Below are 25039 nucleotides of genomic sequence, written 5' to 3' on the forward strand. Positions count from 1 at the left end.
GGTCAGCCCGCGGCGGGCGGCACCTGCGCCGCGCCGCCGGACGGCACGTCCCGCAACAGGCAGGTCAGCCGGGCGCTGCACACCCGGCGGCCCTCCTCGTCGCTGATCACGATCTCGTACGTCGCCGTCGACCGCCCCCGGTGCACGGGCGTGGCCACACCCGTCACCAGGCCCGAGCGGACCCCGCGGTGGTGTGTGCAGTTGAGGTCCACACCGACGGCGATCTTCGAGCTGCCGCCGTGCAGCATGGAGCCCACCGAGCCCAGGGTTTCCGCCAGCACCGCGGAGGCGCCGCCGTGCAGCAGCCCGTACGGCTGGGTGTTGCCCTCCACCGGCATGGTCCCGACGACCTTGTCCGCCGAGGCCTCAAGGATCTGCACACCCATCCGCGTGCCCAGGTGGCCGGCCGAGAACAGCGCGGGCAGGTCGACACCGAGCGCCGCGTACTCGTCGATGACGTCCTGCGGGAACTTCACTTGCTGCTGCTCGCCCATGGGCCCGGCTCCTTCGTCGTACCACTGTCTCCTCGCTGAGCAAACGCTCAGTCGGTCGCCGATTGTTCCAGACGGTCCGCCCTGCTCCCCGTGTGATCTTCGAGACGTACGACGACGGACTTGCTGGCCGGGGTGTTGCTGGTGTCGGCGGTCGCGTCGAGCGGGACCAGGACGTTCGTCTCGGGGTAGTAGGCCGCCGCGCAGCCCCGGGCCGTCGGGTAGTGCACGATCCGGAAGCCGGGCGCCCGCCGCTCCACGCCGTCCTTCCACTCGCTGACCAGGTCGACGTACGCCCCCTCGGTGAACCCGAGCGCCCGGGCGTCCTCGGGGTGCACCAGCACCACCCGGCGGCCGCCCGTGATGCCCCGGTAGCGGTCGTCGAGGCCGTAGATCGTGGTGTTGTACTGGTCGTGCGAGCGCAGGGTCTGCAGCAGCAGCCGGCCCTCGGGCAGGTCCGGGTATTCCACTGGCGCCGCCGTGAAGTTCGCCTTGCCGGTGGCGGTCGGGAAGCGGCGCTCGTCGCGCGGGGCATGCGGCAGCGCGAAGCCGCCGGGGTGCGCCACGCGCGCGTTGAAGTCCTGGAAACCGGGGACCACACGCGCGATGCGGTCACGGATCGTCGCGTAGTCCTTCTCGAACTCCTCCCAGGGCACGACGCTCCTCTCGCCGAGCACCCGGCGCGCCAGGCCGCAGATGATCGCGGGCTCGGAGCGCAGCCGCGGGCTCGCCGGCGCGAGCCGCCCGCGCGAGGCGTGCACCATGCCCATCGAGTCCTCCACGGTCACGAACTGCTCGCCGGAGGCCTGCACGTCCCGCTCGGTGCGGCCCAGCGTGGGCAGGATCAGCGCCCGCGCGCCGGTGACCACGTGCGAGCGGTTGAGCTTGGTCGACACATGCACGGTCAGCCGCGCCCGCCGCATCGCGGCCTCGGTGACCTCGGTGTCGGGGGAGGCGGAGACGAAGTTGCCGCCCATGGCGAAGAACACCTTCGCCTCCCCGTCGCGCAGCGCCCGGATGGCCCGTACGACGTCGAAGCCGTGCTCGCGCGGCGGGGCGAACCCGAACTCCTTCTCCAGCGCGTCCAGGAAGGCCGGGGCCGGCCGCTCGAAGATGCCCATCGTGCGGTCGCCCTGCACGTTGGAGTGGCCGCGCACCGGACACACGCCCGCGCCCGGCCGGCCGATGTTGCCGCGCAGCAGCAGGAAGTTGACCACCTCGCGGATGGTCGGCACCGCGTGCTTGTGCTGGGTGAGGCCCATCGCCCAGCAGACGATCGTGCGCTTCGAGGCGAGCGCCATGCCCAGCGCCTGCTCGATCTCCGCGCGCGTGAGGCCCGTCGCGGCCAGCGTCCCGGCCCAGTCGGCGGCGCGGGCGGCCTCGGCGAACTCCTCGAAGCCGTGGGTGTGTTCGCGGACGAACTCCTCGTCGACCGCGCCCTGCGTCTCGAGGATCAGCTTGTTGAGGAGCCGGAAGAGCGCCTGGTCGCCGCCGATGCGGATCTGCAGGAACAGGTCGGTGAGGGCGGCGCCCTTCAGCAGCCCCTGGGCGGTCTGCGGGTTCTTGAACCGCTCCAGGCCGGCCTCGGGCAGCGGATTGACGCTGATGATCTTCGCGCCGTTCGCCTTGGCCCGCTCCAGCGCGGAGAGCATGCGGGGATGGTTTGTGCCCGGGTTCTGGCCGGCGACGATGATCAGGTCGGCCTTGTACAGGTCCTCCAGCAGGACGCTGCCCTTGCCGATGCCGATGGTCTCGCTGAGCGCCGACCCGGACGACTCGTGGCACATGTTGGAGCAGTCGGGCAGGTTGTTCGTGCCCAGCTCGCGCGCGAAGAGCTGGTACAGGAACGCGGCCTCGTTGCTGGTGCGGCCCGAGGTGTAGAAGACGGCCTCGTCGGGGGAGCCGAGGGCCGCGATCTCCTCGGCGACGATGCCGAAGGCGCGCTCCCAGGTGACCGGCTCGTAGTGCGTGCCGCCCTCGGGGAGATACATGGGGTGCGTGAGCCGGCCCTGCTGGCCCAGCCAGTAACCGCTCCTGGTGGCCAGGTCGGCCACCGGGTGCGCGGCGAAGAACTCCGGTGCGACCCGGCGCAGGGTGGCCTCCTCGGCGACCGCCTTCGCGCCGTTCTCGCAGAACTCCAGGGTGTGCCGGTGGTCCGGCTCCGGCCAGGCGCAGCCCGGGCAGTCGAAGCCCTTCTTCTGGTTCACCTGCAGCAGCGTCAGGGTGGTGCGCCGCACACCCATCTGCTGCTGGGCCATGCGCAGGCTGTGGCCGATGGCCGGCAGCCCCGCGGCCGCGTGCTTCGGCTCCGCGATCTGCGGCGCATCCTGGACCGGATCACCCTTCGGCGGCTTCGTCGCCATCGCACGCTCCCCTTCGACTGCGTGTGCCCGCTGGACGGTCGATCCTCCCACGGCCCGGTGACAACGCCACCGTCGCCCGTGTGCTTCTCACCTTCACTCCGCCCTTCACCCCGCCCGCCTTCCTCCGCCGCGTCACCACCGGCACGTCGCGTGACCGGGCGACGACCCTCGGCGCCCCGGACCGGAGTGTCAGTGCGGCGTGGCAGGATCGGGGACGTGGCAGAGACAGCATCGAAGAAGACCGACAAGACCCCCGGCGGCACCCGTCCCCGGCTGATGCTCATGGACGGGCACTCGCTGGCCTACCGCGCGTTCTTCGCGCTGCCCGCGGAGAACTTCACGACCGCGACCGGCCAGCCGACGAACGCGATCTACGGCTTCGCGTCGATGCTGGCCAACACCCTGCGTGACGAGGAGCCCACGCACTTCGCGGTGGCCTTCGACGTCTCGCGCAAGACCTGGCGCTCCGAGCGGTTCACCGAGTACAAGGCGAACCGCTCCAAGACCCCGGACGAGTTCAAGGGCCAGGTCGAGCTGATCGGCGAGCTGCTCGACGCGATGCACGCCCCGCGCTTCGCCGTCGAGGGCTTCGAGGCGGACGACGTCATCGCCACGCTCGCCACCCAGGCCGAGGCCGCGGGCTTCGAGGTCCTGATCGTCACCGGCGACCGCGACTCCTTCCAGCTGGTCACCGAGAACATCACAGTGCTCTACCCGACGAAGGGCGTCTCGGAGCTGACCCGGTTCACCCCGGAGAAGGTTTCCGAGAAGTACGGCTTGACGCCCGCCCAGTACCCCGACTTCGCGGCCCTGCGCGGCGACCCGTCCGACAACCTCCCCGGCATCCCCGGCGTCGGCGAGAAGACCGCCGCGAAGTGGATCAACCAGTTCGGCTCGTTCGCCGAGCTGGTCGAGCGGGCCGACGAGGTCAAGGGCAAGGCCGGGCAGAACCTGCGCGACCACCTGGAATCGGTCAAGCTCAACCGCGTCCTGACCGAGCTGGAGCGCCAGGTCGAGCTGCCCAAGACGGTCGCCGAGCTGCAGCGGGGCCCGTACGACCGCAAGGCCGTCGCGATGGTCCTGGACACCCTGGAGATCCGCAACCCGTCCCTGCGCGAGCGTCTCTACGCCGTCGACCCGGGCGCGGAGGAGGCCGAGACCACGCCGATCGCCGCCGAGGGCGTGGCGATCGACGGCACGGTCCTGGGCACCGGCGAGCTGGCCCCCTGGCTCGCCGAGCACGCCGGCCAGGCCCTGGGCGTCGCCACCGTCGACACCTGGGCGCTGGGCACCGGCTCGGTCGCCGAGGTCGCCCTCGCCGCGGCCGGGGGAGCGGCCGCCTGGTTCGACCCGGCCGAGCTGGACGAGGCCGACGAGAACGCGTTCGCCGCCTGGCTGGCCGACGCCGCCCGCCCCAAGGTGTTCCACAACGCCAAGGGCGCCATGCGCGTCCTCGCCGAGCACGGCTGGAGCGTCGAGGGCGTGACCATGGACACCGCGCTCGCCGCCTACCTGGTCAAGCCGGGCCGCCGCTCCTTCGACCTGGACACGCTGTCCCTGGAGTACCTGCACCGCGAGCTGGCGCCCGCCGCCGCGGCCGACGGCCAGCTCGCCTTCGGCGCGGACGACGGCGCCGAGGCCGAGGCCCTGATGATCCAGGCCCGCGCGGTCCTCGACCTGGGCGAGGCCTTCGAGGCCCGCCTCGAGGAGGTGGGTGCGGCGGACCTCCTGCGTGACATGGAGCTGCCCACCTCCACCCTGCTCGCCCGTATGGAGCGGCACGGCATCGCGGCCGACCGCGCGCATCTGGAGGCGATGGAGCAGACGTTCGCGGGCGCGGTGCAGCAGGCCGTGAAGGAGGCCCACGCCGCCGCCGGGCACGAGTTCAACCTGGGCTCGCCCAAGCAGCTCCAGGAGGTCCTCTTCGGCGAACTGGCCCTGCCCAAGACCAAGAAGACCAAGACCGGCTACACCACGGACGCCGACGCCCTCGCCTGGCTCGCCACCCAGACCGACAACGAACTGCCGGTCATCATGCTCCGCCACCGCGAGCAGGCGAAGCTGCGCGTCACCGTCGAGGGCCTGATCAAGACGATCGCGGGCGACGGCCGGATCCACACCACGTTCAACCAGACGGTGGCCGCGACCGGCCGCCTGTCCTCCACGGACCCGAACCTGCAGAACATCCCGGTGCGTACGGACGAGGGCCGGGCGATCCGCCGTGGCTTCGTGGTCGGCGAGGGCTTCGAGTCGCTGATGACCGCCGACTACAGCCAGATCGAGCTGCGCGTGATGGCCCACCTCTCCGAGGACGAGGGCCTGATCGAGGCGTTCACCTCCGGCGAGGACCTGCACACCACGGTCGCCTCCCAGGTCTTCGCGGTCGAGCGGGACGCCGTGGACGCGGAGATGCGCCGCAAGATCAAGGCGATGTCGTACGGCCTCGCCTACGGCCTGTCCGCATTCGGCCTCTCCCAGCAGCTGAACATCGACGCGGGAGAGGCACGCGCCCTCATGGACACCTACTTCGAGCGCTTCGGCGGGGTCCGGGACTATCTGCGCCGCGCGGTCGACGAGGCCCGGGCGACGGGCTACACAGCGACGCTCTTCGGCCGCCGCCGCTATCTGCCCGACCTCAACAGCGACAACCGCCAGCGCCGCGAGGCGGCCGAGCGCATGGCCCTCAACGCGCCCATCCAGGGCACGGCGGCCGACATCGTCAAGATCGCCATGCTCAAGGTGGACAGCGCGCTGCGGGCGGCGGACCTGAAGTCCCGCATGCTCCTGCAGGTCCACGACGAAATCGTCCTGGAGATCGCCCCCGGCGAGCGCCGGGCCACGGAGGAGATCGTCCGCCGCGAGATGGCGGGCGCCGTCCAGCTCAGGGCCCCCCTGGACGTCTCGGTGGGCGCGGGCCCGGACTGGGAGTCCGCGGCGCACTGACCCGCGGTGCGCAGACGAGGGGGCGCTGCCGGCGAAGGCCGAGGACAGCGCCCCCGCGACGCGGACCGGCGGTGCCCGCCCCCCACGGCCCGCCCCGACCCCCACGGCCCGCCCCGACCCATCACGGCACCCCACCCCACCCCACGGCACCCCGCCCCACCAGCACACCGAACCGGCGTCCGCGACTGAACGCGGGCCGCGCCCCCGCAGGGCCCGTCACTCACGTGGCCCCCGTCAAAACGCCCCGCACCCCCCGCAGCCGCAACACTGCGGGCATGGGTATACGCACGCTTCACCGCCGGACGCCCGAGGCAGACACCCGGGCCTGGGCGGACACCGCCTCGGCGCAGGCCCTGCCGGCCTCGCCGGTCCCGGCCCTCGCGGCCGACGCAAGCACCGCCCGCATCCCCGCCGACCTGGCCGAAACCGTACGCACGGCCGCCACGGTCCTGCGGCGCAGACTCACCGGCCCGGCCGCCCGCACGGACCACGTCCCGGACTGGCGCCAGTGGGCCGACCTGGCCCGCGGCTATCTCGCCCTCGCGCTCACACTGATTCCGAGATCGCGCCCCCGGCCCACCCTCACGGTCTTCGTCGCGTCCCTCACCGAGCGGCCGGCCGCTCCCGACCCGCAGAGACCGCCTCACCGGGACCTCCGGGACCGCCGGGACCTCCAGGACCGTCCGGCGCCGGGCCCCGACGCAACACCCTGACCCCGCCGGCGTACAGCAGCAGCCCCGGGACCAGCCCCGCGCCCGCCCCGAAGCACAGCGCAGGCACCAGCTCCCACACCCGGGCCGACGCGCCCCCGCCCGGCCACTCCCGCGCCACCCGCTGCACCGCCCCGGCCACGGCGCACCCGCCGATGACCGCCATGGCCCGCCACCGGTCCCGCGCGGACAGCGCCGGCACCCCCACCGGTGCCCCGGCCGGCAGCCGCCGTAGCGCCCGCGCGGCGAACACCGCGAGCACGGCCGCGCCCGCCACGGACGAGCCGTACTGCAGCCACGAGAACAGCGGCACACCCATCGGACGGTCGCGTTCGACGGCCGGAACCAGCCGCGTCCCCCACCGGCCGTCGTGTGTGAACGCGTCCCACACCACATGCGTCAGCCCGCCCAGTACCGCGGAGACGTACCACCACCCCGCCTCGGCGGCCCGCACACGCGCGCGTGTCGCACCGCAGCGCAGCAGGGCGGCCGGCCGGCCCTGCCGGGAGGGGGGCAGCAGCGCGAGCAACGGCTCCCGGACCAGCAGCCAGAGCCCCACCAGCGCCCAGGCGATCAGCACATCGACCGTCACGACCCCGGCGAACGCGTGCGTGACCGCGCCGAATTCCATGCCGCCGGGCAGGACATTCGCCGCGTAGAAGGTCGTATCGGGCGCGAACGACCCCGCGACGAGCACCGCCGGCACCAGCGGCCCGCGGCCGGTTCCGTCCCGGCGGATGGCGGGCGGCATGGCCGCCGCGTGGCTGAGTGTGAACGGCAACGGGGCCCCCTCGGACGGTCGTCGGGCGGACCGCCGGAAGCCGGTGATCAGGCCCGTTCAGTATGCGAGGCCGGAGCGGGGCGCCAGGGCCGACGACGAAAGTCGGCCAACCGGTGAAAATCGGACGGGAACGGGTGCCCGGGTCAAGCAAGTTGCCGTAGGGTCACCTGCGGCGCCGGGCCGGCGCACGGTCGCACACGCGTTGCACAGAGGGAACTGCGCAACAGATGCAACCTGTGCACCGGGTCAACCGTCACACCAGAGCGAGGCAGGCGGACGGAGAGGGACGCAGGGGCGTCCACAGGAGGGGTTCACTCTATGGCGGCGCATTTCGGCAGGCGGCTGCGCAAGGGGGCGGCGACCACCGCCGTGGCCGCGGCAGCGGTCGCGGCTCTGTCCGCGTCCCAGGCTCCGGGAGCGACCGGCAAGGAACACGGCAGACAGGCGGCGGCCGGCGCCTCCGTCCCCGTACCGGGCACGGCCTCCGGCGGCAACGCCACCGGCAACTCGCCGTACTACACGGACCTCCCGCCGCTGAACAGCCCCAACCCCGGCCCGGGCCCCAGCTCTTCGCCGAGCGCCGGAACCCCGGTCGCCCAGGGGGACGGTGAGGCCGGTATACCGGCGACGGTCCTCGACGCCTACAAGAAGGCCGAGGCCGAACTGCGTTCCTCCAAGCCCGGCTGCAACCTGCCCTGGCAACTGCTCGCAGCCATCGGCGAGGTCGAGTCGGGCCAGGCCGACGGCGGCCGGGTCGACGCCGACGGCACCACGCTGACCCCGATCCTGGGCCCGGTGCTCGACGGCAACGGCTTCGCGCTCATCAAGGACACCGATCACGGGGTCTACGACGGCAGCTCCGAGTACGACCGGGCCGTCGGCCCGATGCAGTTCATCCCGTCGACCTGGGCCTGGGCCGGCCGCGACGGCAACGGCGACGGCAAGAAGGACCCCAACAACGTCTACGACGCCGCCCTCGCCGCCGGCCACTACCTGTGCCGCAACGGCTGGGACCTCTCCCGCGAGGACGGCCTGCACAGCGCGATCCTCAGCTACAACAACTCGCAGGACTACCTGAACACGGTCCTTAGCTGGCTGGAGTACTACCGCAAGGGCACCCACTCCGTGCCCGACGGCAGCGGCAGCGTGCCGGGCCACCGCAGCGACGACGGCACCCGGCACACCCAGTCCCCGACGCCGACGCCGTCGGATCCGCCGAAGACCAGGCCCACCCCGAAGCCGGACCCGAAGCCCAGCAAGCCCGGTACGCCCGGCGGCGGGAGCCCGAGCCCGACCCCGCCGAAGCCGCCCGTCCCGACGCCCACGCCCACCGACACGGTGGACCACCTCCAGGACGCGGGCACCACCCAGCTCACCGCGATGGCGGGCGACACCTTCACCGAGCGGATCTCCACCCGCGCCGAGACCAAGGCCGGCAAGTCCGTCGCCAAGGTGCGGATCCGGTTCATGATCAGCGATGACACCGACGCCACCTTCACCGGCGGCGAGAGCGTGGCCACGGTCGTCACCGACGCCCAGGGCATCGCGCACGCCCCCGCGCTCCAGGCGGGCGAGAAGACCGGCGACTTCAAGGTCACCGCGGCCGTCGTGGGCCGCTCGGCCAGGGGCGTCGCCTACACGGCCACCGTCACCCCCCGCGCCGCCGACACTCTGGCCCGCACCAGCGACACCCCGCTGACCTGTACCCCGGGCGGCGAGTTCGCCGACCAGGTCCAGGTGAAGGCGACGTACAAGGGCGCCGTCGCGGACAAGGTCGCGGCCACCGCCACCCTGATCAAGTCGTCCCTCGACCCCAGCGAGAACGACCAGGGCCCCTACTTCAAGGACAAGGACGGCAAGCCCGTACGCACGCTCACCGGTCTCCAGACCGACGCCAAGGGCCTGCTCACGCTGCCGAAGCTGTACGCCGACGATACGACCGGCACCTTCCTGCTCCGGATCACCACCACCGGCGGCGCGACGCTCACCGTCGAGCTGAAGGTCGCCGCCGACACCTCGGCGAGCCCGTCGCCGAGCCCGTCCCCGTCTTCCTGACACCACACGGTCCGGCAGGGCGCCCTTCCCGCAGCGGCGGGGAGGGCGCCCTCGTTCGTGCGTGCACCGCTGTTCTCATCTCGCCCGCCCGTTGCTACGGTGCCGAACCTGACGATCCATCAGGAACTGGCGGGGCAACGACCGTCAGGAACCGTGCCGTCCGCCGGGAGGCCCCGATGCGCGCCCTGATCGCCGCCGCGACCGGTCTCGCCCTCGCGTTCGCCCTGGTCCTCACGATCAGCGCGGTGGGCTCGCCGTCGGGCCGCACGTCCCCCAAGCCGCTGCTGACGACGGTGCCCGTGCACCCGTAGCCGCGCCCGTCCGGGAGGGAGGCCTCGAATGCGCCGCAAGGCAAGCCTGGTCCTGCTCGCCTGCGCCGTCTTCTGCGCGGCGCTGTCCCCGCTGATGCGCTGGTACGCCTTCCCGCGCCTGGCCAGGATCCCCGCGAACCAGTACCAGGACATGGTCCTGGAGGCCAGGGACGCCACCCTCCTCGACTACGGCACCATGCAGGCCAAGAAGGTCCCCAGGGTCACCATCGTGCAGACCCTCAAGGGCGACGTGGCGGCCGCGGAGAAGATCGAGAAGACGGCGGGGCGGCCGGTCGTCGTCTGGGACAGCCTGTCCTACGTCCAGGGCCCCGACGGCAAGATGGTCTCCAAGGTCCCCGAGCGCTACATCTTCGACGCCCACACCCAGGACCCCGTGCACGCCACCGGCGAGATGGTCGACGGCGACCCGGTCACCCGCCAGGGCATCGAGTTCAAGTGGCCCTTCCTGACGCAGAAGCGCGACTACGAGTACTTCGACGCCCAGACCCGCACCACCAGCCCCATCCACTACAAGGGCACCCAGACCTTCCGCGGCCTGAAGGTCTACTACTTCGAGCAGACCGTCCCCTGGACCAGGGTCCCCATGCCGAAGACCATGCCCGTCCAGGGCATCACCCCGGAGTCGGTCGCGAGGACGGGCACGACCCGCTGGTACAGCACGGTCCGTAAATTCTGGGTCGAACCGGTCACCGGCGCGCCCGTCTACGGCGAGGAACTCCACCAGGAGGAACTGCGCGGCGGCACCCTGCTCGGCGGCCGCGCCCGGGTCACGGCGTTCGCCGGGGACGTGAAGATGCGCGAGGACTACATCGAGCACACCGTCGCCCTGGTCAAGCACAACCGCACCCTGGTCCTGATGCTCACCTCGTACGTCCCCTGGGGCTCGCTGATCCTCGGCCTGCTGCTCCTGGCCCTCTCCCTCGGCCTGGAGGCCCGCTCCCGCCATCCCCAGGACCCGGCCCCCGCCCAGCCGGCGGAACCGGAACCGGTCACCGCCTGAGCCGCGCGTTGGTGTGCCGGGTGGGCTCGGCGGCCACCGGGTCCTCGGGCCACGGATGCTTCGGATACCGCCCGCGCAGCTCCGCCCGTACGCCCTTGTAGCCGTCCTTCCAGAAGGAGGCGAGGTCGGCCGTGACGGCGGCGGGCCGTCCGGCGGGGGAGAGCAGATGCACCAGCAGCGGCACCCCCGCCACGGCCGGCGTCTCCTCCAGCCCGAACATCTCCTGCAGCTTGACGGCGAGCACCGGCCGCTCCGGATCGTCGTAGTCGATTCGAATACTGGACCCGCTGGGTACGACGATCCGCTGCGGCGCCAGCTCGTCCAGCCGGCCGGCCTCCCCGCTCGCCCACGGCAGCAGCCGGGTGAGCGCCTGCCCGGCGTCGATCCGCGCGAGATCGGCCCGCCGGCGGGCCCGGCCCAGCTCCGGCTCCAGCCACTCGTCCACGCGCGCGTGCAGCGCGTCGTCGGACACGTCCGGCCACGGCTCCCCGAGATGCGCCCGCACGAAGGCCAGCCGCTGCCGCAGCGCCTTCGCCTCCGGCGACCAGCGCAGCAGCCCGAACCCCTCCCGGCGCAGCCCTTCCAGAAGAGCGCCGCGTACGAGCCCGGGACCGACGTCCCGCAACGGCCGTACGACCAGCTCGACGGCCCCCAGCCGCTCGACCCGCCGGGCGACGACGTCCCCGTCGGCCCAGTGCACCTCGTCCTGCTCGCTCAGCAGGGACCCGGCAGCGGCGAGTGCCACGTCCTGCGTCACGGCGGCCCCGAGCCGCACGCGCGCGTGCCCCTTGCCGGCGGGCCGGTCGGCAACGGCGACGACGATCCAGGGAGCACCCCGCAGAGCGGACCCCTCGGCCAGCTCGGCCCGGGTCCCGGAGGCCATGAGATACGACCCGCCGTCGAGCCTGGCGACCCGCTCGGGGAAGGCGAGCGCCGCGACGGCCCCGGCGAGCCGGTCGTCACCGGTGCCCTGCTCGGCCTCAGGGGCACCTTCTGGCCGGCAGTCATGGGCGGGCCGGTGGGAAGACTCCGTGGAGACGGCCCGCAGGCGCCGTACTTCCGCGGCCCATCGCGCCGCGTAGGCGTCACCCCCACGCCGGGCACGCCGCAAAGCACCGCCGAGATCATCCCCGTAGTCCCGGGGAACCTCTTCGGAGAGCAGCGCGACCACGTCCGCCCCCTGCCCGGCCGTGTCCAGCAGCGCCCGCCCCAGCCGAGGGTGCACACCCAGCCGGGCCAACCGCACACCGGCCTTTGTGGCCCTACCGGCGCGGTCCACCGCCCCCACGGCCGTCAGCGCGGAGCGCGCCGCCGCCATCGCCCCGCCCGGCGGCGGATCCAGCAACGCCAGCCCGGAGGCGTCCGGATCGCCCCAGCAGGCCGCCTGAAGGGCGAAGGCGGTCAGATCGGCCAGTCTTATCTCCGGCGCCGGAAAGGCGGGCAGACGTCCGTCCTCGGCCTCCGTCCAGCACCGGTACACCGCACCCGGCGCCTCACGCCCCGCGCGACCCGCCCGCTGCCGCCCGGCCGCCCGCGACGCCCGTACGGTGGTGAGCCCGCTCAGCCCGCGCGCGTGGTCCACCCGCGGTTCCCGCGCCAGCCCGGAGTCGACCACCACCCGCACCCCGGGCACGGTCAGCGAAGACTCGGCGACGGACGTGGCCAGCACCACACGGCGCCGCTCCCCGCCCGCCAGCACCGCGTCCTGCACGGCGGCCGGCGCGCGACCGTGCACCTGGAGCACCTCGACGTCGCCCAGATCCCCGAGCTGCCCGGCCACGCGCGCGATCTCGCCGACGCCGGGCAGGAAGCACAGCACGTCGCCCGCACGCTCGGCCAGGGCCCGCCGCACCACCGACGCCACATGCGCCAGCAGCGCCGGATCGACCCGCATCCCGTGCGGCGGCCGTACCGGGCGCGCCGGGGGCGCCCACACCGCCTCCACCGGATGGGCGACACCCGCCGCCTCGACCACCGGCGCCCCGCCGAGCAGCCGCGCCCAGCCCTGCGCGTCCGTCGTCGCCGACGCGGCCACGAGCCGCAGCTCCGGCCGCAGCGTCTGGCGCACGTCCCACAGGAAGGCGGCCGCAGTGTCGGCGTCCAGATGCCGCTCATGGCACTCGTCGAGCACCACGACATCGACGCCCGGCAGCTCCTGGTCCCGTTGCAGCCGCTGCAGCAGCACACCGGTCGTGACGACCTCCACGCGCGTGCGCCGTCCCACGGACCGTTCGCCGCGCACGGTGAAACCCACGCTCTCGCCGGGCTTCTCGCCCAGCAGCCACGCCATCCGGCGGGCCGCCGCCCGTGCGGCGATCCGCCGCGGTTCGGCCACCACGACCCGCCGCGCCGCACCGTCGCCGACCAGCCCGGCCAGCACCAACGGCACCAGAGTCGTCTTGCCGGTGCCGGGCGGCGCCACCAGGACGGCCGTGCCGTCACCCTCCAGGGCGTCGGTCAGGGCAGGCAGGGCGGAGCGCACGGGCAGCGCGTCCAGGGCGGCGTAACGGATCACGTCCCCAGTGTCGTACGACGGAAGACGCACCCCACGCGCGCGGGCGCCGACGCAATGCCGCCTACGCGCGCGTAGGCGGCAGGCAGGTCAGTCCCGCTCGCACACGAAGATGGCCGTGCCCGGGATCAGGTTTCCGCGCAGCGGGGACCAGCCGCCCCACTCCGAGGTGTTCCAGGCCGGCCACTCCGGCTCCACCAGGTCCACCAGCCGGAAACCGGAGGCCGCGACGTCCCGGACACGGTCGCCGAGCGTCCTGTGGTGCTCCACGTAGACCGCGCGGCCCTCCTCGTCCTGCTCCACATAGGGCGTGCGGTCGAAGTACGAAGCGGACACCGACAGGCCCTCGGGGCCCGGCTCGTCCGGGAACGCCCAGCGGATGGGATGCGTCACCGAGAAGACGAACCGGCCGCCGGGCCGCAGCACCCGGCGTACCTCGCGCAGCACCAGCCGCGGGTCGGCGACGAACGGCAGCGCCCCGTACGCGGAGCACGCGAGATCGAAGGAGCCGTCCGCGAAGGGCAGCGCCCCGGCGTCCGCGCAGACGAGGGGAAACGATCCGCCGATCCGCACGGCGTGCTGGAGCTGGCGGTGTGAGAGGTCCAGCGCGACCGGCCATGCCCCCCGGGCGGCCAGCCAGCGCGAACACTGGCCCGCACCCGCACCGATCTCCAGGACCGCCCTGCCCTTGAGTTCCTCCGGCGGACCGAGCAGCTCGGCCTCCACCTCGTCCAGCCCCTCCGGGCCCCACACGAAGCGGTCGTCGCCGAGGAACCTGCCGTGCTCGATCTGGTACTCGTCCGCGTTGCGGTCCCACCAGCCCCGGTTGGCCCGTGCGCTCTCCGCGACACCGGCGTCACGCCGCGTGGCTTCCGAGGTGGAATCCACGGCGTTGCCGGGGTCGTACGGTTCCGGCTCTTGGATGATCGGCTCCCTCGTCGTACTCTTCCGTCCAACCCGCCAGGGGTCCGACACGGAAGGGGACCTCCAGGCGTGCGTCGCCTTGCGGGACGTTTCTTCTGCCGGGAATGCGGTGAACCGCCCCCGGTGTGCGCGTTCGCGCATTGACCCTTTCCGGCTGCCCCCGTATGCTACAAGTTGCGCTGCGGGCCTGCGCACCTCAGACGTAGCAGGCTGCGCTCGCATCTGTTGTATGTCCCCTCGGTTGTCGAGGCGCCACCAGCGGTTTTGTGTGGCGCTTCCTTGGCTGTCCGGCTTCATCAGAGCGAAACGGGCTCCCGGCGTAAGCAGTACCTACGACTTCAATGTCCGTACCGGAGCCCTTTCCCACATGACGAGCAGCACCGAGACCACCGCCACCACCCCGCAGGTAGCGGTCAACGACATCGGTAACGAGGAAGCCTTCCTCGCAGCGATCGACGAGACGATCAAGTACTTCAACGACGGCGACATCGTCGACGGCGTCATCGTGAAGGTCGACCGGGACGAGGTCCTGCTCGACATCGGTTACAAGACCGAAGGTGTCATCCCGAGCCGCGAACTGTCGATCAAGCACGACGTCGACCCGAACGAGGTCGTCGCCGTCGGCGACGAGATCGAGGCCCTGGTCCTCCAGAAGGAGGACAAGGAAGGCCGCCTGATCCTCTCGAAGAAGCGCGCCCAGTACGAGCGTGCCTGGGGCACCATCGAGAAGATCAAGGAAGAGGACGGCATCGTCACCGGTACCGTCATCGAGGTCGTCAAGGGTGGTCTCATCCTCGACATCGGCCTCCGTGGCTTCCTCCCGGCCTCCCTGGTGGAGATGCGCCGCGTCCGTGACCTCCAGCCGTACGTCGGCAAGGAGCTCGAGGCCAAGATCATCGAGCTGGACAAGAACCGCAACAACGTGGTCCTGTCCCGCCGTGCCTGGCTCGAGCAGACCCAGTCCGAGGTCCGCCAGACGTTCCTCACGACCCTCCAGAAGGGTCAGGTCCGCTCCGGTGTGGTCTCCTCGATCGTCAACTTCGGTGCCTTCGTGGACCTGGGTGGCGTCGACGGTCTGGTCCACGTCTCCGAGCTGTCCTGGAAGCACATCGACCACCCCTCCGAGGTCGTCGAGGTCGGCCAGGAGGTCACCGTCGAGGTCCTCGACGTCGACATGGACCGCGAGCGCGTCTCCCTGTCGCTGAAGGCGACCCAGGAAGACCCGTGGCAGCAGTTCGCCCGCACCCACCAGATCGGCCAGGTCGTGCCCGGTAAGGTCACGAAGCTGGTTCCGTTCGGTGCGTTCGTCCGCGTGGACGAGGGCATCGAGGGTCTGGTCCACATCTCCGAGCTGGCCGAGCGCCACGTGGAGATCCCGGAGCAGGTCGTCCAGGTCAACGACGAGATCTTCGTCAAGGTCATCGACATCGACCTCGAGCGTCGTCGCATCAGCCTCTCGCTGAAGCAGGCCAACGAGTCCTTCGGTGCCGACCCGGCCTCGGTCGAGTTCGACCCGACCCTGTACGGCATGGCCGCGTCCTACGACGACCAGGGCAACTACATCTACCCCGAGGGCTTCGACCCCGAGACCAACGACTGGCTCGAGGGCTACGAGAAGCAGCGCGAGGAGTGGGAGCGCCAGTACGCCGAGGCGCAGCAGCGCTTCGAGCAGCACCAGCAGCAGGTCATCAAGTCCCGCGAGGCCGACGCCGCTGCCGCGGCCGAGGGCGGCGAGGCTGCGGCTCCGGCCGCGACCGGTGGCTCGTACTCCTCCGAGGGCGCCGACACCTCCGGCGCGCTGGCCTCGGACGAGGCGCTGGCCGCGCTGCGCGAGAAGCTGGCCGGTGGCCAGAGCTGATCGCCGCCGCTGAGGCTTAGCCGATAGCAGGCTGAGGGGCCGTACCTTTCGGGTACGGCCCCTCAGACGTGTGCAGGGACCAGCTCTCCCCTGAGATCCCTGATCAGCGGCGTGTCGCGGGAATGCCCGTGTTCCAGGGGGCGTTGTCCATGAGGAACACGAGGAGGAGCGGTCACAGTGCTTGATCCGCAGGGTTTGTACGCATGGGAGCCGAAGGGCCTGGCCGTCGTCGACATGGCGCTCGCCCAGGAGTCGGCCGGACTTGTCATGCTCTACCACTTCGACGGATACATCGACGCGGGCGAGACCGGCGACCAGATCGTCGACCGGCTGCTCGACTCACTGCCCCACCAGCTCGTCGCCCGTTTCGACCACGACCGGCTCGTGGACTACCGGGCCCGCCGGCCCCTGCTGACCTTCAAGCGGGACCGCTGGACCGACTACGAGATCCCGGCGATCGAGGTGCGCCTCGTCCAGGACACCACGGGCGCCCCCTTCCTGCTGCTGTCCGGACCCGAGCCGGACGTGGAGTGGGAGCGGTTCGCGGCGGCCGTACGACAGATCGTGGAGCGGCTCGGCGTGCGCCTGTCCGTGAACTTCCACGGCATCCCCATGGGCGTCCCGCACACCCGCCCGGTCGGCCTCACCCCGCACGGCAACCGCACCGATCTCGTCCCCGGCCACCGCAGCCCCTTCGAGGAGGCCCAGGTCCCCGGCAGCGCCGAGTCACTGGTGGAGTACCGCCTCGGCGAGGCCGGGCACGACGTCCTGGGCGTCGCCGCGCACGTCCCGCACTACATCGCCCGCTCCACGTACCCGGACGCCGCTCTGACCGTCCTGGAGGCCATCACGGCCGCCACCGGGCTCGTCCTGCCGGGCGTGGCGCACTCGCTGCGCACGGACGCCCACCGCACGCAGACGGAGATCGACCGCCAGATCCAGGAGGGCGACGAGGAACTCACCGCGCTCGTCCAGGGCCTTGAGCACCAGTACGACGCCGCGGCGGGCGCCGAGAGCCGGGGCAACATGCTCGCCGAGCCGGTGGAGATTCCCTCCGCCGACGAGATCGGGCTGGAGTTCGAGCGGTTCTTGGCGGAGCGCGAGGGCGAGAATTGACCTCGGCCGGTCGCGCTGTCAGTGGCAGGGCCTAAGCTTCCGGTCATGCTGAAAGTGGGCCTGACCGGTGGCATCGGCGCCGGCAAGAGCGAGGTGTCGCGGCTGCTCGTGGAGCACGGGGCCGTGCTGATCGACGCGGACCGCATCGCGCGCGAGGTCGTGGCCCCGGGCACCCCCGGCCTCGCGGCCGTGGTGGAGGCCTTCGGCGAGGGCGTGCTGGCCGCCGACGGCAGCCTGGACCGGCCCCGGCTCGGCTCGGTCGTCTTCGCCGACCCCGAAAAGCTCGCCGTACTGAACTCGATCGTGCATCCCCTGGTGGGCGCCCGCTCCCGCGAACTGGAGGAGGCCGCGGCAAAGGACGCCGTCGTGATCCACGACGTACCCCTCCTCGCCGAGAACGGCCTGGCGCCGCTGTACGACCTCGTGATCGTCGTGGACGCGAGCCCGAAGACCCAGCTCGACCGGCTGACACGGCTGCGCGGGATGACCGAGCAGGACGCACGCGCGCGCATGGCCGCGCAGGCCACGCGCGAACAGCGCCGCGAGATCGCGGACATCCTGATCGACAACGACATACCCCTGGACGCGCTGCACAAGCGCGTCACCGAGGTCTGGGACGACCTCGTACGCCGGGCACGCGAGGCGTCCGCGGAATAGCGGCCCCCCGGCCGGGCGTTGAACTGCCCGAGTGAGGGAAGGACTCTGCCGTGCCCGAGACCAGCGGTTCCACCGGACGTACGCCGGAGACGCATGTCATCGACTTCCGTGCAGCCGAGCATCTGCTCAACTCACGGGACCCGCGGGGCGCGGTGAAACTGCTCGACGGAGTCATCGCCGCACACCCGGAGAACACCGCAGCCCGACTTCTGCGCGCGCGTGCCTTCTTCGCCGCGGCGCAACTGCGGCCCGCCGAGCTGGAGTTCACCATCGTGCTGGAGCGTGAGCCGGACAACGCGTTCGCGCACTTCGCACTGGCCCGCACCTACGAACGTCAAGGCCGCTCCGACCAGGCCAAACGCCATTTCCGGCTGGCGGCCGCGCTCGATCCCAACCCGCACTACCTGAAGGCGGCGCGCTTCGACGACTGAGCGGTCGCCGGGGCCCGGGTGCGTCGGCCGCCCCGGTGCCGTGCGTGACGCGCTCACGGATGCCGTCGTCCCGGCGGGCGCAGGCCGCTCACGGATGCCGGTGTCCCGGCCGGTGGGGGTACGGCGGTCGGGCCGCCGGGGGCCGGTACGGCGGCCCGTCCTCCGGCGGCGGGTACGGCGGTACGTCACGGCCCGGCTGGTAGTGCGGGCCCTGCCGCATGTGTCTGAGGATCATGGTCATGTCGACGGTGACCACCAGCCACAGCACCCCGCAGGCCGCCGCCCAGCCGGGACGCCCGGCGAGCGCGAACGCGGCCGTGCCGAAGATCGCCCAGACCAGCCCCCACAGGCTCAGCCAGAAGCGCGCCCGCAGAGCACTGCGCGCGGTCGACGGTTCACTGCCCGTACGCATGGGACACCACTCCTTCCAGCAACGTACTCTTCGGTGACGCCGTCCACCAACGGCGCCCGCCTCTCGCCTGCGCCTCTCCTGCCTGTGGTGTGCCCGTCCTTCGTCCGATCTCACTCAGGGGGACCCGTTGCTGCCGGACGCCGACGATCTGCCCGGGCTGCTCCTCGACCTGGCCGTGCCGCACGAGGACATCAACGGCCTGGTGGCACAGCGGCGCAGGATCACCGGCGATCCGGGCCTGCTGCGGCTCGTCGAGGAGTGCGTCGAGGAACTGTTCCGCGGCCCGGAGGGGACCGGCCACCCGCCCGACCTCGCCGAACTCTTCGCCGCGGCGCCTGCCGACCTGGGCCGCACCTTCCCCGTGTACGTCTTCGTCGCCGCGGTCCCGCGCACCCTCGACCGGTACCGGGAACGCGGCATCCCGCCCGAGATCTCCCGGCGCACCCTGGCCGACCTGGGCCGGCACATGGCGGCGCACCGCAGACGGCACGGCGCGACCGGCCTGCGGACGGGGCGCTGGCTCGTCCGGCACTTCCGTGGTGAGCTGTTCCAGCTGGGCCGGCTGCAGTTCGAGCGGGCGCGGCTGGGGCAGCGCTCGGCACCGGTGCTCGCGGCGGCCGGAGTGGACGCGGTGCCCGGCACACCCTGCCTGAACCTGCACATCCCCGACTTCCACGGCCCGTTGACCCCGTCCGCCTGCGACCGTTCCCTGACGTGGGCCCGGGAGTTCTTCGCCCGGTACTTCCCCGAGGAACGGCCGGTGGCGGCGCTGTGCCACTCCTGGCTGCTCGACCCTCAGCTGAGGCGGTATCTGCCGGCCGACTCCAACATCATCCGTTTCCAGGACCGGTTCCGCACGGCCCGCGAGGACACCGAACCGGCCGACACCGAGCCCGTCCAGTTCGTCTTCGGCAACCCCGATCTCCCGGTGGCGGAGCTGCCACGGCGCACGTCAGTGGAGCGTGCGGTGGGGGACCACCTGAGGACGGGCGGTCACTGGTACATCGGGCACGGATGGTTCCCGTTCCAGGTCCGGTGAGCGCCGGTCTACCAGCCAGGCGTAACTCGAACGGGTGAACCAGCGGGGTACGGGAACGCCCGTGCGGGCACGGGCCGTTGTTCGGGCATGACGGCGGATATGCGTGAGGGACACGAGGGCACGGGACCCGGAGCGATCACCCCGGACGGCTGCGCGGTCGAGGTGTACGAGCGGCTGCCGGTGGGCGACGAGCCGGACATCATCGCCGCGGCCGTACCGGCCGGGGCACACATCCTGGAGCTGGGCAGCGGAGTGGGCAGGATGACCCACCCCCTGCTCGAACGGGGCTTCACGGTCACGGCGGTGGACGAGTCAGCGGAGATGCTGGCCCGGGTCCGCGGCGCGCGCACGATATGCAGCCCGATCGAGGAACTGGACCTGGGCGGCGAGAAGTTCGACGTGGTGATGCTGGCCTCGTTCCTGGTGCACGCCGGTGACGAGGAGGTGCGCAGGGGCCTGCTGCGCGCTTGTGCCCGGCATGTGGCGGAGGGCGGCTGCGTGCTCATCCAGCGGGAGGGCGAGGACTACCACACGAACGTGCCCAGGGAGCGGGTCGACCCGAGCGGATTCACGGTACGGATCGCGTCGGTCGAGCCCGTCGGAGAGGGCGTGAACGCGATCCGCGCCGAGTACGAATTCCCCGACGCGTTGTGGACCCAGACCTTCCTGGCCCGGCCCCTGACGAAGGAGCAGTTCGAGGCGGCACTGGCGGAAGCGGGACTGGAGGTGGACACGTATCTGACACCGGACCGGATATGGGTGCGGGCGGTGCCGAAGGGCATTTGACGGCAGGGCTTAGCGGGCACCCGGTCGGGCCGGATCGCCGCAGAGCGATGAGTTTCCGGGTCATGCACGGTCTACCTCGGTGAAAGCAAACCGCACCGCTTCCCCCAGGAGACCCTCATGTCCCAGACCACCGCTCCCGTCAGCTCCACGACGTCCGCGGCCTCCGCCGGTCCGCACACCGGCCGGACGCGGTGGGCCCGGGGCGCACTGCGCTCGGTGCAGGTGCTGCTCGCCCTGTTCTACGGCATCGCGAGTGCCCTGCCCAAGCTCATCGCGCACCCTTCGGCCGTCGAGTCCTTCGACAGGATCGGCTGGGGCAGCGGGGCCATGTACACCATCGGCACGCTCGAACTCGCCGGAGCAATCGCCCTGTTGATACCGCTGCTCCAGTCCGTGGCGGCGATCGCGCTCAGCGCACTCATGGTGGGCGCGTTCATCGTCCAGCTCACTGCCTTCGACGGTCAGAACGCGGCGACTCCGCTGATCCTGATGGTGCCGCTCATCGCGATCGCCTGGGCGCGCCGCGGGTCCAACGGGGAGTTGCTGCGGCTGGTGCGGCGGGGGTGAGCCTGGGCTGTGGCTGTGGCTGTGGCTGTGGCTGTGGCTGTGGCGCCGGCCGGGCGCGGGGGCCCGGCCGGGACCGTCGGGTGCGTGCCTGTGGGGGGCATCTCGCCCTCGGAGTCACCGACCTCGGGGACGGCCACCGGTCCCGTCGGACCCGGATCCACTGCGCCTGCCGGAACGGCCGGAGCCACCGGAACCGCCGGAATCGCCGGATCCACCGCGCCCACCGGACCCGCCGCGCTCGTGCGGCCCGGAACCACTCCGGCCCCCGGGACCACTCCGGCCCCCGGAACCACTCCGGCCCCCGGATCCACCGGGGCCGCCGAGTCCGGCGAAGCCGCTGGTGGCTCCGGTGCCCGCGGTGCCGCCGAAGGCACCGAAGCCGCCCGGGACGCCCGGACCCGCGAGGCCGCGAAGGCGTTCCATGTCGCGGCGGTCCCGCTTGGTGGGGCGGCCGGTGCCGCGGTCGCGGAGACCGGCGGGGGCAGCCGCCTCGCGGGGCGGGGGCGGAGGGGAGTTGTCGATGTAGCACTGGGCGGCCACGGGCGCGCCGACCCGCTTGCGGATCAGGCGCTTGACGACCACGATCCGTTCCCGGCCCTCGTTCCGCAGGCGCACCTCGTCGCCGATGTGCAGGGCGTAGGCGGGCTTGACCCGCTCACCGTTCACGTGCACATGACCGCCCCGGCAGGCGGTGGCACCAAGGGAACGCGTCTTGATCAGGCGCACGGCCCAGATCCAGCTGTCGATCCGGACCGTTTCGCCGGTCGCGGGCCCCGCGGCCTCGGCGGCGGCCACCGCGGCGGCGATCTTCGGATCGGGCGGCGACTGGCCGGCAGAGGTGCCGGAGCCGTCGGTGTCCCGGTCGGGGCTCGCTCCGTGGGGCCCGCCGGGGCCACGGTTCACGTTGTCGTCCGCATCCTCGGAAGCCATGCTCCGACCTTAACTCCCGGGGCCGGTCGAGTCGGACGCGTTTTCCGGGGCACCGAGCCGGCCGACATCGCCACCGTGTCCACGGCGAAGGGGGCATACGGTGGGCGTATGGACGACAGCAGCGCCCTCGCCCGGCTCGACCGGCGCGTCGCGGACTGCCGGGCCTGCCCCCGGTTGGTCGAGTGGCGCGAGGAGGTGGCGCGGACCAAGCGGGCCGCGTTCGCCGACTGGACGTACTGGGGGCGCCCGGTGCCCGGCTTCGGTCCGGCCGACGCCCGGCTGCTGATCATCGGGCTGGCCCCGGCGGCACACGGCGGCAACCGCACCGGCCGTATGTTCACCGGCGACCGCTCCGGAGACGTGCTCTACCAGGCGCTGTACGACGTGGGGCTGGCCTCGCAGCCCACTTCCGTCAGTGCCGACGACGGACTGGAGCTGTACGGCGTCCGCGTCAGCGCGCCGGTGCACTGCGCCCCGCCCGCCAACAGGCCGACCCCCGGTGAGCGTGACACCTGCCGTCCCTGGCTGGTCCAGGAGCTGAAGCTGCTGCGTCCGACGCTGAGGGCCGCCGTCGTCCTCGGATCCTTCGGCTGGCAGGCCGCGCTGCCCGCGTTCGCCGAGGCAGGCTGGACCGTGCCCCGGCCCCGCCCGGCCTTCGGCCACGGCACCCGGGTCGCGTTCGACGGACTGGACCTCTTCGGCTGCTTCCACGTCAGCCAGCGCAACACCTTCACCGGCCGGCTCACCCCCGGGATGCTCCGCGAGGTGCTGCGCACTGCGGCGACGGCGGCCGGGCTGCCGTAGCGCGCGTGGTCAGAGGGCGTCCTCCCCGAACAGGTGCCGAACCGTCGAGCGGTAGTTGGCGCGGACGTGGCCGAGGGCGTGGGCACGGGCGCGCTCGGGGTCGCCGGAGGCGATCGCGTCGTACAACTCACGGTGTTCGGAGAGGAGTTGGGGCCACTCCTCGTTCCGCCTGGTGAGCCAGCGCAGGCGGCCGTCGACCGGCTCCATGACCGAGATCAGCAGGCTGTTGCCGGCCAGGGCGCGGATGCGGTCGTGGAAGCGGGTGTTGATGTCCGTGATCGCCTCGGCATCGCCCTCCTTCGTCGCCCGCGCCGCCTGCTCCAGCAGCTCTCGAAGCTCCGCCAGGGCCTCGGAGGTCACCCGGGACGCCGCCAGTCCCGCCGCGTACACCTCCAACGCCTCGCGCAGCTCGAAGAGTTCCCGGACATCGGTCGGGGTCAGCCGGCGTACGACCGTGCGGCGCGCCGACTCGAACAGGACGAAGCCCTCGGCGACCAGCGCGCGGATCGCCTCCCGCACCGGTACCCGCGAGACGCCGAACCGCTCGGCCAGCTCCCGCTCGACGAGCCGGTCACCGGGTGCCAGGCGCCCGGCGATGATGTCCTCCCGCAGGCTCGCCAGCACTCGCTCGCGCACCGCGCCCAGGGGTTCGATCTTCGTCATGGGCCCATCTTCGCCGACGCGAGGCGACTTTTACGGGGCCGTAACGGCAACGACATCGGTCCGAACGCTTGACGACGGCACCATGTCGGCAGTTTGGTATACCAAACGCGGCCGCATCGCCGGCTTTCGGCCAGCGGTACGCCCGAGTTCTCGCATGAGCTGCGGTATGGCCCCTTCGTCCCCCTGTCCAGGAGGCCCCGTGTCCCTCGCCGACCGCGCCGAAGCCACCGGCGCCCCCGCGTTCGTCCCCGACCCCCGCCTCGTCAACGAGGACCTCGCCCCCGCCGAGCAGCGGAACTGGAAGGTCTTCGATCTGTTCGCCATGTGGATGTCCGACGTCCACAACCTCGGCAACTACACCTTCGCCGCCGGTCTGCTGGTCCTCGGCATGAACGTCTGGCAGGTCTTCACGGCCCTGCTCGCCGGCTTCGTGCTCATCTACGCCGGCATGAACCGGATGGGGAAGGTCGGCCAGCGCCACGGCGTGCCGTTCCCCGTGGTCAGCCGCATCAGCTTCGGCGTCTGGGGCGCCAACATCCCGGCGCTGATCCGGGCCGTGATCGCCATCATGTGGTACGGCATCCAGACCTATCTGGCCTCCGTCGCCGTCAATGTGATGCTGCTGGCCGCCTGGCCGGGCCTGAAGTCGCTCACCCACCACTCCTTCCTCGGTCTCGACGCGCTCGGCTGGATCTCCTTCCTCTCCCTCTGGCTGATCCAGGCGCTGATCATCAGTCAGGGCATGGAGTCCGTGCGCAGGTTCCAGGACTTCTGCGGTCCCGCGATCTGGCTGGTGATGATCGCGCTGGCGCTCTGGGTCCTGGCGAAGGCCCACTGGAGCATCTCGCTCACCTCGACCCCGCACCCGGTGAGCACGGGCGAGCAGTGGCGCCAGTGGTTCGGCGCGATCGGCCTGATCCTCGCCACCTACGGCACGCTGATGCTCAACTTCTGCGACTTCTCCCGCTTCGCGCCCGACTACAAGACCGTCCGGCGCGGCAACTTCTGGGGCCTGCCCATCAACTCCACCGCCTTCGTCGTCGTGTCGGTGATCGTCACGGCCGGCTCGCTGAAGGCGTTCGGACAGGCCATCACCGATCCGGCGGAACTGGTCGCCAAGGTCGGCAACACCTGGGTACTCGTCATCGCCGCGTTCACGTTCGCGGTCGCCACCATGGGCGTCAACATCGTCGCCAACTTCGTCTCACCGGCGTACGACCTCGCCAATGTCTGGCCGCAGAAGATCACCTTCAAGGTAGGCGGCCTGATCAGCACGGTGGCCGCACTCGCCGTCACCCCCTGGAACCTCTTCTCCAACCCGACCGTGGTCAACTACTTCCTCGGCGGCCTCGGCGCCTTCCTGGGCCCGCTGTTCGGCGTGATCATGATCGACTACTACTGGGTCAAGCGCGGCAGGATCGATGCCGACGCCCTCTTCGACGCCCGGCCGGGCAGCCCGTACCACTACCGCAAGGGCGTCAACCCCAGGGCGCTGTGGGCGTTCCTGCCCTCCGCCGCGGTCGCCGCCGTGCTGGCGCTGGTGAAGAGCTTCAGCGACGTGGCGCCGTACTCCTGGTTCATCGGTACGGCGCTCGCCGCCGCCCTGTACGCCGTGCTCAACCGCCGCGACCGCGCGGTCGGTACGGCGGAGGAGGTCTGACGGCC

At 71.9% G+C, this 25039-nt stretch carries 22 protein-coding genes; 14 read left to right on the top strand and 8 right to left on the bottom strand.

Annotation, left to right across the window (positions count from 1 at the left end; translation table 11 throughout):
* Positions 1-2: 2 nt before the first annotated feature.
* A complete protein-coding gene (locus A6P39_RS30750) occupies positions 3-494 on the bottom strand; it encodes a hotdog fold thioesterase (protein ID WP_067042817.1) in 492 nt (163 codons plus the stop codon).
* Between the two features lie 47 nt (positions 495-541).
* Complete coding sequence (locus tag A6P39_RS30755) at positions 542-2854, bottom strand: FdhF/YdeP family oxidoreductase (RefSeq protein ID WP_067042821.1); 2313 nt, start codon at positions 2852-2854, stop codon at positions 542-544.
* A 216-nt stretch (positions 2855-3070) separates the two neighbouring features.
* Here A6P39_RS30755 and polA point away from each other — a divergent pair, with 216 nt between their 5' ends.
* Both polA and A6P39_RS30765 read left to right on the top strand, forming a co-directional pair.
* Positions 3071-5797 carry a DNA polymerase I gene (gene polA, locus A6P39_RS30760; protein ID WP_067042824.1) on the top strand — a complete coding sequence of 909 codons (2727 nt, stop codon included), beginning with the start codon at positions 3071-3073 and terminating at the stop codon, positions 5795-5797.
* A 275-nt stretch (positions 5798-6072) separates the two neighbouring features.
* Complete coding sequence (locus tag A6P39_RS30765; protein ID WP_067042827.1) at positions 6073-6510, top strand: hypothetical protein; 438 nt, start codon at positions 6073-6075, stop codon at positions 6508-6510.
* Here A6P39_RS30765 and A6P39_RS30770 read toward each other — a convergent pair.
* Entirely contained in the window at positions 6401-7288 is an 888-nt protein-coding gene (locus A6P39_RS30770; protein WP_067042830.1) for a DUF4184 family protein, read from the bottom strand. The genes A6P39_RS30765 and A6P39_RS30770 overlap by 110 nt on opposite strands.
* A 318-nt stretch (positions 7289-7606) precedes the next feature.
* On the opposite strand from A6P39_RS30770, the gene A6P39_RS30775 reads away from it, so the two are divergent.
* From A6P39_RS30775 to A6P39_RS30785, 3 genes are all read left to right on the top strand, one after another.
* Positions 7607-9343, top strand: a complete 1737-nt coding sequence (locus A6P39_RS30775) for a lytic transglycosylase domain-containing protein (RefSeq protein WP_067042833.1) — start codon at positions 7607-7609, stop codon at positions 9341-9343.
* Between the two features lie 176 nt (positions 9344-9519).
* On the top strand, positions 9520-9654 hold the full coding sequence (locus tag A6P39_RS30780) for an SPW_0924 family protein (protein WP_107304287.1): 135 nt from the start codon (positions 9520-9522) through the stop codon (positions 9652-9654).
* Positions 9655-9682: 28 nt separating this feature from the next.
* On the top strand, positions 9683-10675 hold the full coding sequence (locus A6P39_RS30785; RefSeq protein WP_067042836.1) for a DUF3068 domain-containing protein: 993 nt from the start codon (positions 9683-9685) through the stop codon (positions 10673-10675).
* Here A6P39_RS30785 and hrpB read toward each other — a convergent pair.
* Both hrpB and A6P39_RS30795 read right to left on the bottom strand, forming a co-directional pair.
* Complete coding sequence (gene hrpB, locus A6P39_RS30790) at positions 10665-13190, bottom strand: ATP-dependent helicase HrpB (RefSeq protein ID WP_067042839.1); 2526 nt, start codon at positions 13188-13190, stop codon at positions 10665-10667. The two genes, A6P39_RS30785 and hrpB, sit on opposite strands and share 11 nt — an antisense overlap.
* An 87-nt stretch (positions 13191-13277) precedes the next feature.
* On the bottom strand, positions 13278-14114 hold the full coding sequence (locus A6P39_RS30795) for a class I SAM-dependent methyltransferase (protein WP_199840749.1): 837 nt from the start codon (positions 14112-14114) through the stop codon (positions 13278-13280).
* Positions 14115-14478: 364 nt separating this feature from the next.
* Between A6P39_RS30795 and rpsA the strand changes: the two genes are divergently transcribed.
* The 4 genes from rpsA to A6P39_RS30815 all read left to right on the top strand — a co-directional run bounded on the left by rpsA (position 14479) and on the right by A6P39_RS30815 (position 18173).
* The gene (gene rpsA, locus A6P39_RS30800) at positions 14479-15969 is read left to right on the top strand and encodes a 30S ribosomal protein S1 (protein ID WP_067042841.1); all 1491 of its coding nucleotides are present in this window, start codon (positions 14479-14481) and stop codon (positions 15967-15969) included.
* A 177-nt stretch (positions 15970-16146) separates the two neighbouring features.
* On the top strand, positions 16147-17085 hold the full coding sequence (locus tag A6P39_RS30805; protein ID WP_067042844.1) for a PAC2 family protein: 939 nt from the start codon (positions 16147-16149) through the stop codon (positions 17083-17085).
* A 45-nt stretch (positions 17086-17130) separates the two neighbouring features.
* On the top strand, positions 17131-17742 hold the full coding sequence (gene coaE / locus A6P39_RS30810) for a dephospho-CoA kinase (RefSeq protein ID WP_067042847.1): 612 nt from the start codon (positions 17131-17133) through the stop codon (positions 17740-17742).
* A gap of 50 nt (positions 17743-17792) precedes the next feature.
* Positions 17793-18173, top strand: a complete 381-nt coding sequence (locus A6P39_RS30815) for a tetratricopeptide repeat protein (protein ID WP_067042850.1) — start codon at positions 17793-17795, stop codon at positions 18171-18173.
* Between the two features lie 88 nt (positions 18174-18261).
* Here the strand turns inward: A6P39_RS30815 and A6P39_RS30820 are convergent, their stop codons facing one another.
* Positions 18262-18585, bottom strand: a complete 324-nt coding sequence (locus tag A6P39_RS30820) for a DUF6343 family protein (RefSeq protein WP_067042853.1) — start codon at positions 18583-18585, stop codon at positions 18262-18264.
* 127 nt (positions 18586-18712) lie between these two features.
* On the opposite strand from A6P39_RS30820, the gene A6P39_RS30825 reads away from it, so the two are divergent.
* The 3 genes from A6P39_RS30825 (at position 18713) to A6P39_RS30835 (ending at position 20977) form a co-directional block, all read left to right on the top strand.
* On the top strand, positions 18713-19624 hold the full coding sequence (locus A6P39_RS30825; RefSeq protein WP_067042856.1) for an acyltransferase domain-containing protein: 912 nt from the start codon (positions 18713-18715) through the stop codon (positions 19622-19624).
* Between the two features lie 99 nt (positions 19625-19723).
* Positions 19724-20410, top strand: a complete 687-nt coding sequence (locus A6P39_RS30830) for a class I SAM-dependent methyltransferase (protein ID WP_067042859.1) — start codon at positions 19724-19726, stop codon at positions 20408-20410.
* Positions 20411-20527: 117 nt separating this feature from the next.
* Positions 20528-20977: a DoxX family protein gene (locus A6P39_RS30835; RefSeq protein WP_067042862.1), complete on the top strand. Its 450-nt coding sequence runs from the start codon at positions 20528-20530 to the stop codon at positions 20975-20977.
* Positions 20978-21091: 114 nt separating this feature from the next.
* Here the strand turns inward: A6P39_RS30835 and A6P39_RS30840 are convergent, their stop codons facing one another.
* Complete coding sequence (locus tag A6P39_RS30840; RefSeq protein ID WP_067042865.1) at positions 21092-21907, bottom strand: RNA-binding S4 domain-containing protein; 816 nt, start codon at positions 21905-21907, stop codon at positions 21092-21094.
* A gap of 108 nt (positions 21908-22015) precedes the next feature.
* Here A6P39_RS30840 and A6P39_RS30845 point away from each other — a divergent pair, with 108 nt between their 5' ends.
* On the top strand, positions 22016-22711 hold the full coding sequence (locus A6P39_RS30845; RefSeq protein ID WP_067042868.1) for a uracil-DNA glycosylase: 696 nt from the start codon (positions 22016-22018) through the stop codon (positions 22709-22711).
* 9 nt (positions 22712-22720) lie between these two features.
* Here A6P39_RS30845 and A6P39_RS30850 read toward each other — a convergent pair whose 3' ends face one another.
* Positions 22721-23374 (bottom strand): GntR family transcriptional regulator, encoded by a 654-nt coding sequence (locus A6P39_RS30850; protein ID WP_067042871.1) that lies wholly within the window; start codon positions 23372-23374, stop codon positions 22721-22723.
* A gap of 199 nt (positions 23375-23573) precedes the next feature.
* On the opposite strand from A6P39_RS30850, the gene A6P39_RS30855 reads away from it, so the two are divergent.
* Positions 23574-25034: an NCS1 family nucleobase:cation symporter-1 gene (locus A6P39_RS30855; protein WP_067042874.1), complete on the top strand. Its 1461-nt coding sequence runs from the start codon at positions 23574-23576 to the stop codon at positions 25032-25034.
* Positions 25035-25039: the final 5 nt, after the last annotated feature.

Origin of the sequence: Streptomyces sp. FXJ1.172, assembly GCF_001636945.3 — a bacterium.
In the GTDB taxonomy this organism is placed as follows: domain Bacteria; phylum Actinomycetota; class Actinomycetes; order Streptomycetales; family Streptomycetaceae; genus Streptomyces.